Origin of the sequence: Spirosoma aureum, from assembly GCF_011604685.1 — a bacterium.
Taxonomy (GTDB): domain Bacteria; phylum Bacteroidota; class Bacteroidia; order Cytophagales; family Spirosomataceae; genus Spirosoma; species Spirosoma aureum.
Genome location: NZ_CP050063.1, coordinates 1,647,118 through 1,665,745, shown reverse-complemented (window position 1 = coordinate 1,665,745; position 18,628 = coordinate 1,647,118). Strand labels below are relative to the sequence as shown.

Sequence of the window (18,628 nt, the reverse complement as noted above, 5' to 3'; positions counted from 1 at the left end):
CAACCGTAGTTGGGAGTACGGGATTGGATCAAATTGGCGCAGCCAGCTGATCAATATGTTAAAAAACATAAGCTCAGTATAGGGATAAACAGGACGTTTTCAGGAGATCGCTTAAAACGCCATGGATGTCTAAAAGGAGCTTATATATCTAAAAAGCAAACCCTGATAAAGCTCAGGTGCCTTATCAGGATTTGTTCTTTAGACATATAAACTTACCATTATTTACCGCTCCGGATAGCTGGCTAGTTGACCGGATAGGTCCTGAATAGCTTCGTCTAATTGTTTGCGGTTCAGAAGCATATTCATTTCTAACGGAAAGTCAGGATAGGCATGCCATGCGGGTGTTAACGCATGGTCCAATTGAATCTGTAGCTTATAGTTATCGCCAGGCAGTGCAGTCGCTTCAAGGCTTAGGCCGGGCTCGGAGAATGTTAAGGCAACATGATTAACGGCTTTATTCCAGAGTGAACGCAGGCCGCTTAACAACCGCCGAACTTCCCAGGTTTGGAGTGGAGTCGCCTGCGAATCGTGTTGTTGCCGCCAGATCGTCGAGACCCGACACCGCAAATTATTCCGGTCGCGCCAATTCGTTGTTTTATTACCGTAGCCTAGTATCGAGAATTCGAACGAGCCAGAGGAGGAGATAAATTTCATAACGTGCAGAAGCTTAGTTGAGCGCTTTTATTTGCCTACTTAACAAATATACTAATTGTTTGTTTTCCATCAAAATCAGTTAGCCAATTAATTAACAGGTAAATAAGTCAGAGAGTTAGTAGTATCGATTCGGGAACATAATCTCTTAACCGACTCTCTAACTGACTTTGACTATCTTTGCGGCCAAAAAATCTGATCTAACAATATGGCAAATGTGCTCATTATTGGAGCGGGTGGAGTTGGTAGCGTAGTAGCGCACAAATGTGCGATGAACAGCAATATCTTCACAACTATAATGCTTGCTAGCCGCACCCAATCGAAGTGCGACCGAATTGCAGCCGAGATTCAGGAAATGCACGGCGTAACGATCCAGACAGCACAGGTAGATGCCGATGTGGTTGCCGATGTGGTTTCGCTGATTCAGTCTTTCAATCCAGTGCTGGTTATCAACGTGGCGCTCCCCTATCAGGATCTGCCCATCATGGATGCCTGCCTCGAAGCGGGTGTGCATTACATGGATACGGCTAATTATGAGCCTAAAGATGTCGCCAAATTTGAGTACAGTTGGCAGTGGGCATATAAAGAACGGTTTGAAAAAGCGGGGTTGATGGCGCTGCTGGGATGCGGCTTCGACCCTGGTGCTACGCAGGTATTTACAGCGTATGCCAATAAACACCACTTCGACCGGATGGACTACCTGGACATCGTTGACTGCAATGCGGGCAATCATGGTAAAGCCTTTGCCACCAACTTCAATCCTGAAATAAATATTCGTGAGATTACACAGCCAGGGCGCTACTGGGAAAATGGCGAGTGGATCGAAATTCCGGCAATGAGTATCCATAAACCCATTGATTATCCCGAGATAGGTCCGCGCGAGTCGTATGTGTTGTATCACGAAGAATTGGAGTCTCTGGTCAAAAACTTCCCTACACTAAAACGGGCTCGCTTCTGGATGACGTTCGGGCAGGCTTATCTGACACATCTTGAGGTCTTGCAAAACGTCGGTATGACCCGCATCGATCCGGTGAAGTTTAACGGAATGGACATTGTACCGCTTGAATTCCTGAAAGCTGTTCTGCCCGCTCCCGACACGCTTGGCGAGAACTATACAGGTCAAACCAGCATCGGCTGTCAGATAAAGGGAGTGAAAGACGGCGCTGATCGTACTTACTACATCTGGAACAACTGCGACCATGCCGAAACCTACCGTGAAGTACGCGGTCAGGCCGTTAGCTACACAACGGGCGTTCCGGCTATGATCGGAGCCATGCTGATTCTGACGGGTGTCTGGCTGAAACCCGGTGTCTGGAACTGCGAAGAATTAGATCCGGATCCATTCATCGAGCAGATGAATAAACAAGGGCTACCAGTCAATGACCGGGTAGATGTGCCCTTGCCACACGAATACTAGACATAGTGATGAGCTATATCGGTCGATGGTGATTTGATGGCCAATACGCCACTTCTTTACCACCATTACCCATAGGACTTTTGCTTCGAGCTGTGCCACGGTTCAAAACCGTGGCACAGCTCGAAGCAAAAGTCCCAACCCAATTATTTGTGATTAAAGTCGTGCTGTGGTTATTTTGAGTGACATCAGAAACCTGGCACGGCTTTCTGTTTTATTAACACCCGGAATCACTATTCTTCTGCTACGAATGAAACGTATCCTTGTCTGTTTTCTGATAGCAATAAGCGGAGCCGCATTAGCTCAAACCGCCACCGATCCTACCATCGATTTGCGGCTCAATAACCTGAACAATCCATCGACCGGACCGCTCATTTTTAAGATTGATTCACGTTATGAAGGGCAGCATGGATCACCTTATTTACTGCCCGACTGGTCAAAAGGTCAGGTTAGCCTTCGCGATGGCCGACAGTATAAGGATGTATCGCTTAAGTTCGATGCCTACCGACAGGCTTTGATTCTACTCCGACCTAAATCAGGCAACGATTCAATCATTCTTGATCGGCAAACAGTTGCCCGTTTTCTGCTCACAAGTCCAGATGGGCAACCTTACTTGTTCAGTCGTTATCCAATGGCAAAAACGAGTGATGAGGAGGTGAAAGATGGCTATTTTCTGATCTTGTATGAAGGAAAATCAGCTCTACTCAAGCGAGTGGCAAAAACCTTTAAATCGGCTGATTATAAGGGTGGTTACTCGGCTAATGTCCGCTACGACTCGTTCAACGATGCCATCACGTATTATCTGTTAAAGCCCGATCAGACACTCACAAAAATAAAGCTCTCGAAGAAAGCCATACTGGAAGCCCTCAGCGATAAAGGAGAGGCATTAAAGACATTTGTGGATCAACAGCAACTCGCCTTCAAAACGGAAGACGACGCGATAACTTTAGTGAAGCAATACGACAGTTTGTAACTAATTGGTGGCCTGTTAAGGAGGCTAGCCATTTTACAAATGACTGCTCGCTTAGGCTTCATATGGAATTTGTCGCTGATTGACATCCATGCGGTATGAACCAAACCCGCATACTGTCATGCTTAAATCCGATACTCCTGCACTCACCCTTGACGAGATCATTTTCCAGACTCGCAACCGGGCTTATGGCGCCTTCGATTTGCGCTTACATTACCGATCTGCACTCACCCGTGCTCTGGGATTTGGCATCGGTCTGTTTTTATTAGGTTTATCTGCTCCTACTTTATATAACCTGTTTTGGCCCCACAATTTACTGGTGGACAAGCCAGTTATGACAGAAGTAACGCTAACGAAACTGGCGGAACCACCCGTTGAGCAACCGATAAAAATACCACCTGTCGAACAGGCTCCGTCGGTCAAAACCGTTCGCAACCTGCCGCTGGTTGTGATGCCTGAAGAAGAGGTCATTGTGGAAACTCTCCCCCCTACCACGGAGCAATTTCAGGATGCAACCTCAGGCACTCAAACTGCGGAAGGAACTGGCGATGTTGACATCATTGCCGCACCTGAAGCCACGGCACCAACTGTTGTAGAGAAAGCCATCGAAGCAGAACCTAAACCTGATGAGTTATTTATCAGCGTCGAACAAAATCCCGAATATCCCGGAGGACTTGAGGCTATGCGAAAATTCTTGTCTAAAAATTTAAGTTATCCTCGTTCGGCGGCTTCGGCTGGAGTTTCGGGCCGGGTTTATGTAAGTTTTGTTGTCAATTCGGATGGTAGCCTGACCGATGTACAGGTACTAAAAGGTATTGGATTTGGGTGCGATGAAGAAGCAACCCGCGTTATCCAGAAAATGCCCCACTGGAAACCGGGCAAACAATCGGGCAGAGCGGTTCGGGTAAAATTCAACTTACCGATAAGCTTCACGCTCGAGTGAAAACTCAGGATTGTCTGTAGCAGGAATTCTTGCTACAGACAATCAATACTTAATCATAAATTCGCTAAGGTTAATATCGCCTTCGATATCCAGCTTTTTACGAAGTCGGTATCGTTTCAATTCAACACTTCGATGGGTTATATTCAGCAACTGAGCAATCTCCTTGGTTGATAGGTTCATTCGAAGATAAGCAGCTAGTTTCAGGTCGCCCTGGCTGAGGTCGGGGTAGTTTTCGATCAGGTGTTTTAAAAACTGTTCGTGTACTTTATTAAAGTTTGCTTCAAATAGTTTCCAATCCTGATCCGTAGAAATATTAGCCTCAATCAGCGTATTGATTCGCTGGAAATCTTCACCAGAAAGCTTATTGCCAGACCGGGCTTTTACCCGATCCAGTTCATCTTTTAATTTCACCAGTAGTTCGTTTTTCTGGATAAGCGACATCGTCGAATTTGCCAGTTCTTCCGATTTTTGAATCAGCCCCTGTTCTAACTGTTCTTTCTGGAGCAGAATAATTTCCCGTTGGCTTTGCTCTTCCTGATGGCGCAATTTTTCTTCAAGCTTTTCGCGAATCCGGTTTTGCTGAACGGCTACCCGCCGAAGATGAAGTTGGTAGAACAGCTTCAATAATCCACCCATCAAAAACAGATACACGATCTTACTCCAGGCAGTCCAATACCACGGAGGGCGAATCTCAAAAGCTAATGTGCTTTCTTCAGCATTAAGATTTGATTTTAGGTGCAATTTGTATTGTCCGGGCGGCAGATTACTGAACTCCTTCTGATGAATACTCAGATAGGGCGACCAGGTCTCCATATTGTTTTCAAGCCAGTAGCTGTATTTCGCCGGACGGGTATAATACGGTGTGGAAAATGTAATGAACAGGTTTGCCTGACGATGCGAAAACGAAAGCAATGGCGCTGGCCCCTGGAATATGTAATTCGAGGCAGGACCATCGACAACCGATACAGACCGGATCACCGGTCGCCGAACCGCCCCACCAACAAGCTGAGCTAATTCTTTTCGGGGCAATAAAGCAAACCCATTTTCGCGGCAAATGGCAATATAGTTTGTGTCGAGTGGAACAATGTTTTCATACTCTTCTACCCACTCATTCGTTTTAACCGGAATATCACCGACAGGACTCGTCCCCTGGCGCGTCCAGCTTAACGTTCCATCCTGACGAAGTAAAAATAACTCTGCATCTGACACCGGAAATAACTTACGGGCCGTTGCTCCAAGCCAGGGATAAACCGACTGAGCCGAAATAAACCGATCTGAGGAAGCATCGTAGGCCAATAAGCCCTTTTCCGAAGTTACCACAATGTGTTGCTGAATACGGCATAAATTAACGGCTGGTCCATGAAAATCTGCATCAGAATATTCCTTAGTCGCTTCAACCCGTCGCAAATCGGCCGATAAACGAAGCCGCTGTAAACCCTGGTTTGGTGCTTTATTCACCCATATCGTACCATCTGCGTCTTCCTCCAGTTGTCGAACCGGTGCTGAGAACCCGTCGACCGTATGCGAAAAGGTCCACCGCCCCTGACTGTTTTTCTGGTAAATACACAGTTTTGTATAGGTCCCCTGAATAAGCAGATCAGGGTGACGATTCAGGCGATGCAATACCCATCCTCCGGTAATACTGTTTAGCAGTTGAGCCTGTGAACCCTGAATTTTAAACGTACCTTTATTATGGCCACACAGCAACTCGCCATCGATCACAGCAAGATCCCAAACCTGGCCCTGCGTTCCGGAAATTAAGCGAAAGGGTTCATCATTTCGAACGAGCGGCTTATAATAAACTCCCTGATTTGTCCCTAAATACAGATTGTCAGCATATTGTGCCATATCATAGAGTGTCCCCAAATCGCCCTCATTATCGCTAAAATAGCGAATTGGGGAGTTGAGGTTAATGAGATCAATACCTTTATCCAGCCCTACCCAAAGATTGCCTTCTGCATCCTGGCACATTGCCAGAACGGTACTATTCTGCAAGCCATTCTTCTGACTGAAGTGGTAGCGAATCTGCCCCGCAGCATTGGTTAGTAAAACCCCGTTCAACAGTGTACCAAAAGCATATAAATCTGGCCCAACGACCAGCCCTCTATTGAGCCTGTTCTGTTGAATAAATGCATTAAGCTGCTCATTGAAGGGGCGAAACAGATTACCATCATAGCGGTAAATAGCCCGTTCTGTGCCTATCAGGAGTTCATTGTCACCCAAGGGTAAAATGGTATTTATAGTTTCTCGTCCCAGAAATTCGCTCCCCGTTATCAGCTTATACCGATCACCTTTTAATTCATAAAGCCCTTTATCGAGCACTTCGAGCAATAGCTTATCATGAGCCTGATGGACAAATAGAATATTGCCGGGTGGCTGAAGGAGTTGAACCTGCCCTTTTTGATAGCGGTAAATGAAGGCAAATGACTGAAACAGGATTCCCTGGGAAGTGACCAGAATATTCCAGATTTCTTCATTCCGAAAGGATTTCTCTTTAACCCGATCGGCCAGCGAGTGATAGACCAGTTCGCCCAATGGCCCCGGCGACCAGTAGCCAAATTCACCAAGCGCCCCCGTATAAACTCTCCCCTGTTCATCAATAGCAACCGAACGTACTTTTTGCTTTCCAGGCAACTCATAGGTTCGCCAGCTACTTCCATCAAACTCAAGTAGTCCTTTCGAGTTTGCAAAATACAAAAATCGAGTCTGACGATGCTGGGCGACACCCCAATTCTGGTGATAGGCATTATAGGTTTGCCGGGTGTAGTGAATCAACTCCGGACGACAAAATGCATAGGGAGACTGAGCAATACTAGTCCGACAAACTCCGCATAACAGTAGAATCCAGACAAAGGCTATCAAGTAAAAGTATATTATACGGTCCACTCTCGACTTTCTCATAAATAGCAGATCAACAAAGTCTTGATGTGATAAAAACCAGCCTAAATAAGCTAAAAAACAAGATATGATGTGGTAATGATGTACTCCATTTTTAGGTGGCAAGTTATCATGCACCTACTTTTGTACAAAAAAATATAAGAAAATTATTGCTAATTCTTGACGAAACTGGTAACCGTGCTATCTAACGAAGACGACCGTCAACTTTTTTCCAGCAATGGTTTTAATCGATTTATATATGAGAAACATTCTTCTTAACCGGAACGCAAGATGGCTGGTGCCATTACTAGTTGCCCCTCTATTTATTCTGCTCGCAAACGATTCCATAGCCGGGAAGGCTGATATCCGCGTAACAGGCAAAGTCACTGACAAAGCTACCAATACAAGCCTGCCCGGTGTTACTGTTCAGGTGAAAGGCACAAATACCGGCACAGTAACTGACGCAACAGGCACCTACAGCATACAGGTTGCAGAGAATGCGACTCTGGTTTTTTCGAGCATTGGTTTCGGTAAATCTGAAGTACCTGTTGGCGGTAGAACAGCGATTAATGTTACGCTCGAGGAGGATACCAAGGCACTCGATGAGGTTGTCGTAGTCGGTTATGGAACTCAGCGAAAGTCTGACGTTACCGGCGCAACCGTTACCATTAAGGGCGATGAACTGGTTAAACAACCCGTATTGACCGCTACGCAGGCTCTTCAGGGAAAAGCCGCCGGGGTACAAATTATTAGCAGTGGTCAGCCGGGCAGTTCTCCGGTTGTGCGTATTCGGGGGACTGGTAGCGCCATTGGCGGCACCGCAGCTCTCTTTGTCGTAGATGGTGTCCTAACCGATGATATTACCAATATTAATACGGCTGACATTGTAAACGTAGACGTTCTGAAAGATGCTTCGGCAACGGCTATTTACGGCTCCCGCGGAGCAAACGGAGTCATTATTATCACAACCAAGCGCGGTACGGCCGGAAAAATGACCGTGAATTATTCGGGAAATGCAGGCTTTCGGATGCCTTCCTACCTGGTTCCGATGGCCAATGCTGCCGAATATGCCAATTACGCCAGTGTGGCCAGCGGAAATCTGGTCAGTCCAGGCAGCACGTCTACCGATTGGTATAAACAAATTCTGCGTAATGGCTTTCAGCAGAATCATGGTCTCTCGATCAATGGAGGCACCGACAAATCTACCTATTTTGTCAGCGCAGGTTATTATACCGATCAGGGGCTGGTTATCGATAATGTATACAAGCGATTCTCGATCCGGGCAAACAACGATTTTACGTTCAATAAGCACGTTAAAGCAGGACTATCAGCCTCCTATGCCAACGGCGACAACCAGATTGCCAACCTGAGTTCGGCCTATAACAATGCTTATAGGGCGGCCCCAATCATTCAATCGAAAGAAAATGGCAAGTATGGTAATACCTCCGTTTATCAGAATGTAGGTAATCCACTGCTGGATATTGAAAAGAATAACAACCACGCACAGGACAACCGCCTTCTCGGATCGGCCTACCTCGAAATCAAGCCCATTGAGTGGTTAACCTTCCGGAGTAATCTGGGGGGCGACTGGGTCAATCTGAACAGCCGGGAGTACAATTATCAGTTCAATAACGATACAACAACATTCATCAACCCTGGCGGAAACCAACGAAATCCGAACAGTAATCTTAAGTTTATAAACACCCGGACCTTTCACTGGACCTGGGATAACCTGGTAACGTTTAACAAGAAGTTTGATAAACACGCTCTGACAGTGCTGGTGGGTACAACCGCCGAAAAATACACCCTGACCAGCTTCACGGCTTATCGGAAAGATGTACCGGCCGCACAAAACCTGTGGTACATCAATACGGGCGATGCCAACACCTCAACCAACGATGGTGCCGGAGACCAATACAATCGGAATTCCTACATCGGCCGGCTGAATTATAGCTTCAACGACAAATACCTGCTCACGGCTACGATTCGGGCCGATGGCTCGTCGCGCTTTCCGGCTCAGAACCGATGGGGTTATTTCCCCTCAGTAGGTGCGGGCTGGGTGATCAGCAATGAGGACTTCATGGCTAACCAGCACATTTTCGACATGCTCAAACTACGAGCTAGCTGGGGCAAAGTCGGGAACGACCGGATTCCGACCGATGCGTATACAGTTACCGTTACTCCTAACCTGGCGTATCCGTTTGGCGGAGGTATTGCCACACCTGGTAGTGCCATTACCCAGATTAAAGACCCCAACGTGAAGTGGGAAACAACTGAAGAAGCGGATCTGGGTATTGAATTTACGGCACTGAGCGGTAGGCTGACCGGCGAACTAAACTACTACAACAAAAAATCCCGCGATCTGCTGATCAACGTTAAAGTGCCATCCGTAACGGGTGATGCTGATGGTGTTGTCCTGACAAATGCAGCGTCTATTCAGAATCAGGGCGTTGAATTAACGTTGAGCTGGCGCGGAAAAATAACAAACGATTTATCGTATCGCATTGGGGGAAATGCTACGCTGAACCAGAATAAGGTCATCGGTCTAAATGGTGGTCAACCCATTCTCGATGGGTCCATTGGGGGGAATCAGCAGTATACGACCCGAACCGATAACGGACAGCCCGTAGGTAGTTTCTATGTACTTCAGGTGCTGGGCGTTTTCCAGAATGACGCCGATATCAGTAATTACAAGAACGCTACGGGTCAGATTATTCAGCCTTCGGCCAATCCCGGCGATTTTAAATATCAGGACACGAACGGCGATGGGAAGATTGATGATAATGATCGTGTGTTTGCAGGCTCCTACCAACCGAAAGCTTACTTCGGGCTGAATTTGGGGCTAACCTACAAAGGGTTTGACCTGAGCGCCGATTTTTACGGCAACGTTGGCAACCAGATTTATAATGGGAAGCGGGCTTTCCGCCAGAGTGCGCTGGACAACGTCGAGCGGTCGATGGCCTACAACCGCTGGACACCATCGAGCGGAACACAAACGAACCCAGCGGCAAACAGTGGCAACCTGCCCGCTTCTACCTACTTCATCGAATCCGGTAATTTTGCCCGGATCAATAACCTGACGCTGGGCTATCAATTGCCCGGTACGCTGCTGCAAAAGGTGGGCATCACCACCGCAAGAGTGTTTGTAACTGGTCAAAACCTATTTACAATAAAAAAATACAGCGGTTTTACGGCCGAATTACCGGGTTTCAACACAACCAGTAATGCAGGTATCGTAACAACCGGAAGCCCCACCACACAGGGCATCGAGTTGAACGCCTATCCAACTGCCAGTACGGTTGCCTTTGGGCTAAACGTAGGCTTTTAATCGAACTCAACCGACATAACCATGAAATCATATAAACTTATCCTTCTCAGCACGAGCTTCGGCATTGCTTTACTGGCTGTTTCCTGCCAGAAAAGCTTTCTGGATGTACCCGTTCAAGGGCAGGCTACAACCGCTACCGATCCTAATCTGGCCGTAAATCTGGTAACTGGCGTCTACAATAGCCTCTACAATAGCGAAGCTTTTGGCGGAGCTGGTGGCGATGTACATGGCATCAGCTTCATTGCTGCCACTAACATCATCTCCGATGATGCCGATAAAGGAAGCACAGCAACCGATCAGCCACCATTAGCTGATATCGATAACTTCACGACGACACCAACCAACAATTTTGTAGCCGCTTTATGGAATGGTTATTATAGTGGCATTTCCAGAGCGAATCAGGCGTTGGCAGCTTTAGCAACGTCTTCGATCGATGCTAAAACCAAGAATCAACTGATTGGTGAGGTCCGGTTTATCCGAGGGTATTATTACTTCAATCTGGTTCGTTTCTTTGGTAAAGTCCCTAAAGTTATTCGTGTCCCCAAAGATGCACAGGACGCCAATACCGACCCGGCTTTCCAGACACGGGCTCCGGTCGATACCATTTACAATGTTATTACTCAGGATCTGCAATTTGCCCTTGCCAATTTACCGCTAAAAGCCCAGGCGGCTGTCGGTCACGCCAATAAGGGTGCGGCTCAGGCACTCCTGGCCAAGACGTATCTGTATCGCAAAAACTGGCAGCAGGTCCAGGCACTAACGCAGGACGTGATCAACTCCGGTCAGTATGCACTGGTACCCGACTACACCACGATCTGGCGCTACGTCGGTAACAACAACGCTGAATCCATCTTCGAAACGCAGAGTGGTACGTTCAATAACGGCGATATTGCCGTTGGTGGTTATTGCACCTGGCAGGGGCCACGGGTAGGCGGCAAGGGCGGCTGGACCGATCTGGGTTTTGGCTTTGACACACCCTCTCAGGATTTAGTGAATGCCTATGAAGCGGGCGACAAGCGAAAAGCTTCAACCATTATTGCGGTAGACAACAGCGGCAAACACGTTGGAACGGTTCTCTACGATGGTTTCCGGATACCTAGCTCCGATTCGGTACAGAACCTCTTCTACAATTACAAAGCATACGCCAGTGAGAATAAAAACGTGGAACCCTACCTGGGCAACCGCGATAAGAAGCAGAAAAACGTACGGCTCCTTCGCTATGCCGATGTGCTGCTGATGAATGCCGAAGCAGCCAATGAACTAGGCCAAACGGCAGCTGCGGTTACCTATCTCAACATGATTCGTACCCGTGCCGGTTTACCGGCGACGAAAGCCGCTTCGCAGGCCGACGTGCGCACGGCGATCTGGAAAGAACGTCGACTTGAGCTAGCTATGGAACACGACCGTTTTTTCGACCTTGTGCGAACGGGCCGTGCCGCTCAGGTTATGCAGGCTGCTGGGAAAAACTTCGTAGCGGGGAAAAACGAACTACTTCCCATACCGAGTCTCCAAATCCAGTTGAGCAGTGGCCAGTTAGACCAAAATCCGGGGTATTGATTTTATACCCTAACCCTATATTCTAGGTTTATAAGGCTTTAAAACCTTATAAGCCTGACAGTCAAACAATTACCAGATTAATGCCAATTCAAATTACAAAACGAAACGATCATGAAAACAAGACAAATCACAACGTGGGTAGTGGCGGGTGTAGTAATGAGCACTGTGTTTACTTCCTGTAAAAAAGAAGATACGCCATCGTTGCCAGACATTGGAGGATATGCAAGTTCAAATGACATTGCAAGCGCAAGCCTACTGGCTCATTTCCCATTTGATGGCAACAATATAGAACGCAAATCAGGTACAGCAGGTACAGCTTTAAATGCATCGTTTACGACAGGGGCCAGTGGGCAAGGCCAGGCTCTAAACCTAAATGCAGGATATGTCTCCTTTCCTGCATTATCGGCTTTAACTAGTGCCAGCAGTTTACCAAGCTTTACCATTAGTGCGTGGGTAAATGTGAAGAATAATGGCACCAGCCCATCTTCTTTTGTAACAATTGCCCGGGCTGGAGAGTGGGCTGGTAGCGTAAACTTACTGGCTGAGACTGGTCAACGAAAAGCCACTTCAGATACATTGAATGTTAAAGGACTGCTGGTACAAAAAGCATCTGACGGCAATGCATCGTTTCAGGATAACATCAATTCACCAGATAAAGGAGGTGATCAAGCGTTCAAAAATGCGGGTAAATGGTCGCATCTGGTATTTGTCTACGACGCTTCGACGTCAAAAATTACGCTGTATGGTAATGGCAAGAAAATCAACAATCCAGATTACGAAAGCCGCGCTTACAACGGCGCACCACTTGGAAATCTAACTCTTTTTCCAGTAACAAACGTTATTATTGGGGCCTGGGGAACAAACCTACCTGGTGGCAAGCCGGATAGCTGGCAGACACCGATGACTGGCCAGGTTGACGAGGTTCGTATTTATAGTAAAGCTTTATCTGTTGGCGATATTACATCGCTGTATCAACTGGAGCAAGCTGGCCGCTGATAGCCATACCCGCTAAAACAAAGGGCTGTTTCTTCCTTGGAACAGCCCTTCTTTATCCTTCTCCGTTATGAAATCAATGAAACTCTGGTTGGCCTTACTGGTTTTGTCGGTAGTATGTTCCTGCAAAAAACATCAGGATGTTACGCCCAGCGGCCCTTTCTACTATAAAACAGTGTTGGTCAATGGGCAAACGTCGGCAAATCTGCGCTATACGGCGGTTAATGCAACACCCGTTGTTACGCTGTCATTTTCGGCACCCATTAAGCGAGAGTCCGTTGCGGCTTCGCTTAAACTGACCGAACAGGCTACGGCCAAACCGGTTTCGTTAACGTATTCCTTTTCGGGAAATGATACCCTGCTGACCGTGACACCACAAAGTCCGCTGCGTTCGTTAACGAACTATACGCTAACCGTCACGCCCACGCTCACCTCTACCCAGAATACGACTCTGATTTCTGAAGTATCGGTTGGCTTAACTACAGCCATTGATAGTACTGATAAATTGCCCCGAATCAGTGATTCGCTGCTACTAGACCTGGTTCAGAAACAGACTTTCGCCTATTTCTGGGATTTTGGGCATCCGGTCTCGGGTTTGGCCCGCGAACGCAATTCGTCGGGCGATGTGGTCACGTCGGGCGGATCGGGATTTGGTATTATGACCATTCTTGTGGGCATCAACCGAAATTTCATTACCCGGCAGGAGGGGCTGGCCCGTCTGACAAAAATCACCAACTTCCTCACCAACAACGCGAAACGCTATCATGGCGCATTTCCGCACTGGCTTAATGGCGCTACGGGTGCTACGGTTCCATTCAGTCAGAAAGACGATGGAGCCGATCTGGTAGAAACATCGTATCTGATGCAGGGACTATTGACGGCCCGGCAGTATTTCAGCAGCACAACCGATGCCAGCGAAATTGCGCTTCGCAAAACCATCAACGCGTTATGGGATGGCGTTGAGTGGAACTGGTTTACCAAAAGTGGTGCGGAAACAAATCTGTACTGGCATTGGTCACCCAATTATAACTGGGACATGAATCTGCCCATTCGTGGCTGGAACGAAGCATTGATTACCTATGCATTAGCCGCATCCTCCAACACGCATCCAATTGCGAAAACAGTTTACGATAACAGCTGGGCGCAGAACGGGAAAATGGCCAATGGCAACAGTTATTACGGCATTAAGCTTCCGCTCGGACCTGCCTACGGTGGACCGCTCTTCTTTTCGCAATATTCCTTTCTGGGCATCAATCCGCATGATCTGAAAGACGCTTATGCCGACTATTGGCAACAGAATACGGCCCATTCTCTTATCAATTATACATACTGCAGAACCAATCCCAAACAATTCTATGGCTACAGTGCAAATTGCTGGGGATTAACTGCCAGCGACGAACAGAATGGCTATTCGGCTCATGAACCAAACAACGACAACGGCACCATATCGCCAACGGCCGCTTTATCGGCCATGCCTTTCACACCCACAGAATCGATGCAGGCCCTCCGGTTTTTCTATTACAAACTAGGCGACAAAACCTGGAAAGACTACGGGTTTATCGATGCATTCAACCTGACCAATATCTGGTTTGCCGATTCATTCCTGGCCATCGATCAGGGACCAATTATTGTCATGATTGAAAACCAGCGGTCGCAGCTACTCTGGAAACTATTTATGAGTTGTCCGGAAGTCAAAAAAGGCATGAAAAATCTGGGTTTTCAAAGCCCTAATCTGAATTGAATTTCTCTGTCATGCTGCCAATAGTAGAGAGCTAAATCACCAATCTGAAAATGCTTTCATATCGTCGGGATGGCAAAAATTCGTAGAAACCCTGTATTCAGCAAAAACTACGATGAAGACACTACTCTTTCTCTTCCTTACCTTAAGCATTACCTACGCCCAGACGAAAACGCCGGTTTATCGATTCACGGCAGCCGACAATCGGTTTCTGGATAGTCTGGAACACGACACGTTCCGCTACTTCTGGGAAACCGCCAACCCCGATAATGGGTTGATCCCAGACCGTGCTCCAACGCCATCTTTCAGTAGTATTGCTGCGGTAGGTTTCGGGTTAACATCGTATCTGGTTGGCGTTGAGCGCGGTTATATCACGCGAACACAGGCTGCCGACCGCACACTAAAAACACTCCGTTTTTTTGCCAATGCACCGCAATCGGAGAAAGCAACCGGCGTGTCGGGTTACAAAGGCTTTTTCTATCATTTTCTGGATATGAAAACCGGGGAGCGCTTCAAGCAGGTCGAATTATCTACGATTGATACGGCCTTGCTATTGGGGGGCATTCTAAGCGCCCAGACTTATTTTGACAAGAATACGCCTGTAGAAATCGAAATCAGGAAACTAGCCGATCAAATTTACGGTCGTGTCGACTGGACGTGGTTTCAGCATCGTAGGCCATTTGTATCGATGGGCTGGCATCCCGAAAAAGGATTTATCTCTGCCGACTGGAAAGGCTATAATGAAGGCATGCTGCTCTATATTCTGGCACTTGGATCGCCCACCCATGCTGTTGGCCCGGATACGTGGTCGGCCTGGACGACAAGCTATGAGTGGGCGGCCCCGCGCTGGGCAACGTTTCAGAGTCAGGCACACGTTAATTTCGATCCATTATTCGGTCACCAATACTCGCATATCTGGGTCGATTTTCGGGGCATTCAGGATAGCTATATGAAGAGTAAAGGCATTGACTATGCCGAAAATTCGCGACGGGCAACCTACGCGAATCGGGGCTATTGCCTCTCAAATCCGGCCAAATGGCAAGATTACGGACCAACCATCTGGGGGCTGACAGCCTGCGACGGGCCGAAAGATACGACCGTTGCCAATCGTCATTTTTTCTCCTATCGCGCCCGTGGGGCTGCCAGCCAGCAGGTTATCGACGACGGTACCATTGCGCCCACAGCAGCGGGCGGTTCACTTGCCTTTGCGCCTGAGATTTGTTTACCGGCTCTGAAAACGATGAAAGCCAGCTATGGCAGTAAACTATACGGTAAATACGGTTTCCGGGACGCCTTCAACCCCACTTATCATTACCCATCTGCTTTCGCGAATGGGTCAACGAAAAATGGCTGGTTCGACATCGATTATCTGGGTATCGATCAGGGGCCTATTCTATTAATGGTTGAAAATGCCCGGACTAATTTTGTCTGGAATCTGATGAAACGAAATCCGCACATACGCCGGGGGTTGCAGCGTGCCGGTTTTACAGGTGGGTGGCTGAAATAGCTTGCCTAATGACAGGTGAATGATACAGGATTAGACGCCAACTGCGTTTTCGGCTTGTCTTAGTTTGCTTTTCCGGAAGCCGTATGAGAAATAGATGGCCAACCCAATGATGAGCCAAATACCAAAAATCTGCCAGTTACTTGCTCCCAGTTCGGTCATCAGATACAGGTTCGTTAAAATGCCCACCACCGGAAGCAGTGAGAAATTATACCGAAAGCCCTGCACGGCCAGCAACGCCCAAACGCCCCAAAACACGAATAACAGGGGTTTGCTCTCCATTGTCTCCAACAGATTGGAGCCTGTTAGCGCATAACCAGCTACCACAAGAAAAACCAGGGCGATAATATACTTACCATTAATGTAAGGAACCTTGAATTTAGACTGTGCCGAAAGTCCTTTGGCATCCAAAAACAGGATACCTGCACAGACAAGAATAAAGGCAAAAAACGTACCTACACTCGTCAGATCGACAAAGAATTTGAGATCCATGAACATAGAGGGTAAGGCTACGATAATGCCTGTAATAATGGTGGCAAACGAAGGCGTTTTAAACTTGGGGTGAATGGTGGCGAAACGCTTCCAAAGCAGGCCATCCCGGCTCATGGTCATCCAGATACGGGGCTGACCGAGTTGATAAACCAGTAAAGCACTCGTAATTGCTACGACCGCACTCACCGAAATCACACCCGCAACAAAATCGAGGTTCACCTTTTGAAACACATAAGCCAGTGGGTCGCTTACGCCTAGTTCCTTGTAATTAACCATTCCGGTTAGCACCAGCGTGATCAGTACGTATAAAACTGTACAAATCGCTAAGCAATAGAGCATGGCTCGGGGCAGATCACGCTGTGGATTTTTGCACTCTTCGGCCGTTGTCGAAATGGAGTCGAAACCGATAAAGGCGAAAAACACAGACGCTACTCCGCTCAACACACCCGAAATGCCATTGGGCGCAAATGGCGACCAGTTTGCCGGTTTTACATAAAAAGCCCCTACTGAAATAACCAGGGCAATTACGGCCAGTTTTAATACAACCAGAATATTACTCGCCGTTCGGGATTCTTTGATGCCGATATAGACCAATGCTGTAATGAGAACAGTAACTGCCCCGGCAGGAAGATTGGCAATCAGTTTCAAACTGCCTATTATTGGCGCATTCGCATACGCATCAGCCAGCAGGCGCGTATTTTCGGGCAATGTGCTTAGTGCAGCCCCACTTAGTTTCGTTTGCTGAACGAGATCGAATGCTTTTGAAGCGGAACCGTAGTCCGTCGCGAAATATTTAGGGAACGTGATGCCAAACCCGCTCAGCATGGATGTAAAATACTCCGACCATGAAATGGCTACAACCATGTTGCTGACGGCATATTCCAGAATCAACGCCCAGCCAATGATCCAGGCAAAAATCTCACCGAAAGCTACATAAGCGTAGGTATAAGCGCTACCACTTACCGGAACCGTACTGGCAAACTGTGCATAGCTAAGAGCCGTGAAAACGCAGGCAATAGCTGTAAACACAAATAATAAAGACACCGCAGGGCCACCGTTATAGCTTGCCAGACCAATCGTGCTGAAAATTCCAGCGCCAATGATGGCTGCGATACCAAACGAGGTCAAATCACGAACACCCAGTGTCTTAACCAATTTGCTTGATTCGCCCTCGGCGGCATCACTCAGAATTTGTTTTACAGTTTTTTTGCGAAAAATGGACATGTATAGGTGGTGGAAAACGGTGTCTATTTACGTTAAACGCTAAAAATAGACATTCTTTCCGGTTCCAGCAAAAGCGAAAAACCGGGCTAAATAGCCATTAGCAGGCATAAGCAATGTATGGCAATAGTTTTCCAGCCAGACTATCGAAAAACAGTTGACACTTGTGCCCACTAGTTACAATACTAAATGTACCAGTAAGGTCACATGTATTGACAAAACCGTCATGCCTTTGCGAAAAAAAATGAAAATCTGCTACTGGTGACAGGAATCACAGTCAAATTTAAAAGATACAATCTACGGATCGGTTGCCATAAACCAACACCACTTCTTTAACAAACCGCCATCACATCGACTGCTTTTACAGACGAATTCATGGATATATATTATTTTTTTGCCCATAATCTTCGAATAAAAAATTCGAAGATTATGGGCAAAAAATCTGTAATTATTTACTAGCTATATTATTTTTTTAGCATTAAAACGATCATAAAATTCAAGAACTTATATCAAGTTACATTTTACAAAATAAAGCTAATTATTTTTCTTTTTCATACACGAAATCCATATTATAATACCTAAGTGTAAATGTATTACCTGACACAACCGTACTCAAAGATGCTCCGTTGAAACTCAAGACCAAGTTTGGAGGATTGTATTCATAAGTGTTAATTACAGGGGCAGTTGCCAGGTCTGTCTTGTTGTATTTCGAGTAGCTCTCTACTGCATTACTGGTTTTAAACGTAAAATAGTTGTAAGTATCCTTACCCGTGAACTGGTCTTTATAAACAGGACCAATCCAGGTTGTACCGACTAATCCCCCAGGAACAACAGGAGAACTGTCATCTTTTTTCGAACATGAGCCTAATACCGCCAGTAAGAATAGTAAAGCGAAGAGTTGTTTCATAAAGCGGATAAAAATAGTTTGACATTACTTGGT

Annotated in this window: 12 protein-coding genes; 8 read left to right on the top strand and 4 right to left on the bottom strand. The window is 46.9% G+C overall.

Annotated elements, in window-relative coordinates; all coding sequences use genetic code 11:
• Window positions 1-222 precede the first annotated feature (222 nt).
• The gene (locus G8759_RS06715; protein ID WP_167206394.1) at window positions 223-654 is read right to left on the bottom strand and encodes a WapI family immunity protein; all 432 of its coding nucleotides are present in this window, start codon (window positions 652-654) and stop codon (window positions 223-225) included.
• Between the two features lie 205 nt (window positions 655-859).
• Here G8759_RS06715 and G8759_RS06710 point away from each other — a divergent pair, with 205 nt between their 5' ends.
• From G8759_RS06710 to G8759_RS06700, 3 genes are all read left to right on the top strand, one after another.
• Complete coding sequence (locus G8759_RS06710; RefSeq protein ID WP_167206392.1) at window positions 860-2,068, top strand: saccharopine dehydrogenase family protein; 1,209 nt, start codon at window positions 860-862, stop codon at window positions 2,066-2,068.
• A gap of 247 nt (window positions 2,069-2,315) precedes the next feature.
• Window positions 2,316-3,038 carry a hypothetical protein gene (locus G8759_RS06705; protein WP_167206390.1) on the top strand — a complete coding sequence of 241 codons (723 nt, stop codon included), beginning with the start codon at window positions 2,316-2,318 and terminating at the stop codon, window positions 3,036-3,038.
• Window positions 3,039-3,156: 118 nt separating this feature from the next.
• Window positions 3,157-3,978: an energy transducer TonB gene (locus G8759_RS06700; protein WP_167206388.1), complete on the top strand. Its 822-nt coding sequence runs from the start codon at window positions 3,157-3,159 to the stop codon at window positions 3,976-3,978.
• 42 nt (window positions 3,979-4,020) lie between these two features.
• Here the strand turns inward: G8759_RS06700 and G8759_RS06695 are convergent, their stop codons facing one another.
• Window positions 4,021-6,840 (bottom strand): two-component regulator propeller domain-containing protein, encoded by a 2,820-nt coding sequence (locus G8759_RS06695; protein ID WP_167206386.1) that lies wholly within the window; start codon window positions 6,838-6,840, stop codon window positions 4,021-4,023.
• A 274-nt stretch (window positions 6,841-7,114) separates the two neighbouring features.
• On the opposite strand from G8759_RS06695, the gene G8759_RS06690 reads away from it, so the two are divergent.
• The 5 genes from G8759_RS06690 (at window position 7,115) to G8759_RS06670 (ending at window position 15,978) form a co-directional block, all read left to right on the top strand.
• A complete protein-coding gene (locus tag G8759_RS06690; protein ID WP_167206384.1) occupies window positions 7,115-10,183 on the top strand; it encodes a SusC/RagA family TonB-linked outer membrane protein in 3,069 nt (1,022 codons plus the stop codon).
• A gap of 21 nt (window positions 10,184-10,204) precedes the next feature.
• Window positions 10,205-11,740 (top strand): RagB/SusD family nutrient uptake outer membrane protein, encoded by a 1,536-nt coding sequence (locus G8759_RS06685; RefSeq protein WP_167206382.1) that lies wholly within the window; start codon window positions 10,205-10,207, stop codon window positions 11,738-11,740.
• Between the two features lie 111 nt (window positions 11,741-11,851).
• Window positions 11,852-12,736, top strand: a complete 885-nt coding sequence (locus G8759_RS06680; protein ID WP_167206380.1) for a LamG domain-containing protein — start codon at window positions 11,852-11,854, stop codon at window positions 12,734-12,736.
• Window positions 12,737-12,803: 67 nt separating this feature from the next.
• The gene (locus G8759_RS06675; RefSeq protein ID WP_197933100.1) at window positions 12,804-14,474 is read left to right on the top strand and encodes a glucoamylase family protein; all 1,671 of its coding nucleotides are present in this window, start codon (window positions 12,804-12,806) and stop codon (window positions 14,472-14,474) included.
• 112 nt (window positions 14,475-14,586) lie between these two features.
• Window positions 14,587-15,978 carry a glucoamylase family protein gene (locus tag G8759_RS06670; protein WP_167206378.1) on the top strand — a complete coding sequence of 464 codons (1,392 nt, stop codon included), beginning with the start codon at window positions 14,587-14,589 and terminating at the stop codon, window positions 15,976-15,978.
• 30 nt (window positions 15,979-16,008) lie between these two features.
• Here G8759_RS06670 and G8759_RS06665 read toward each other — a convergent pair whose 3' ends face one another.
• Both G8759_RS06665 and G8759_RS06660 read right to left on the bottom strand, forming a co-directional pair.
• Window positions 16,009-17,691: an amino acid permease gene (locus tag G8759_RS06665; protein WP_167206376.1), complete on the bottom strand. Its 1,683-nt coding sequence runs from the start codon at window positions 17,689-17,691 to the stop codon at window positions 16,009-16,011.
• A gap of 535 nt (window positions 17,692-18,226) precedes the next feature.
• Complete coding sequence (locus G8759_RS06660; protein WP_167206374.1) at window positions 18,227-18,595, bottom strand: hypothetical protein; 369 nt, start codon at window positions 18,593-18,595, stop codon at window positions 18,227-18,229.
• Between the last annotated feature and the right edge of the window lie 33 nt (window positions 18,596-18,628).

Excerpts from the sequence above, each read along its gene's own strand:
- G8759_RS06715 (WP_167206394.1), bottom strand. The coding sequence starts at position 654 with ATGAAATTTATCTCCTCCTCTGGCTCGTTCGAATTCTCGATACTAGGC.
- G8759_RS06710 (WP_167206392.1), top strand. The coding sequence starts at position 860 with ATGGCAAATGTGCTCATTATTGGAGCGGGTGGAGTTGGTAGCGTAGTA.
- G8759_RS06705 (WP_167206390.1), top strand. The coding sequence starts at position 2,316 with ATGAAACGTATCCTTGTCTGTTTTCTGATAGCAATAAGCGGAGCCGCA.
- G8759_RS06700 (WP_167206388.1), top strand. The coding sequence starts at position 3,157 with ATGCTTAAATCCGATACTCCTGCACTCACCCTTGACGAGATCATTTTC.
- G8759_RS06690 (WP_167206384.1), top strand. The coding sequence starts at position 7,115 with ATGAGAAACATTCTTCTTAACCGGAACGCAAGATGGCTGGTGCCATTA.
- G8759_RS06685 (WP_167206382.1), top strand. The coding sequence starts at position 10,205 with ATGAAATCATATAAACTTATCCTTCTCAGCACGAGCTTCGGCATTGCT.
- G8759_RS06680 (WP_167206380.1), top strand. The coding sequence starts at position 11,852 with ATGAAAACAAGACAAATCACAACGTGGGTAGTGGCGGGTGTAGTAATG.
- G8759_RS06675 (WP_197933100.1), top strand. The coding sequence starts at position 12,804 with ATGAAATCAATGAAACTCTGGTTGGCCTTACTGGTTTTGTCGGTAGTA.
- G8759_RS06670 (WP_167206378.1), top strand. The coding sequence starts at position 14,587 with ATGAAGACACTACTCTTTCTCTTCCTTACCTTAAGCATTACCTACGCC.
- G8759_RS06665 (WP_167206376.1), bottom strand. The coding sequence starts at position 17,691 with ATGTCCATTTTTCGCAAAAAAACTGTAAAACAAATTCTGAGTGATGCC.
- G8759_RS06660 (WP_167206374.1), bottom strand. The coding sequence starts at position 18,595 with ATGAAACAACTCTTCGCTTTACTATTCTTACTGGCGGTATTAGGCTCA.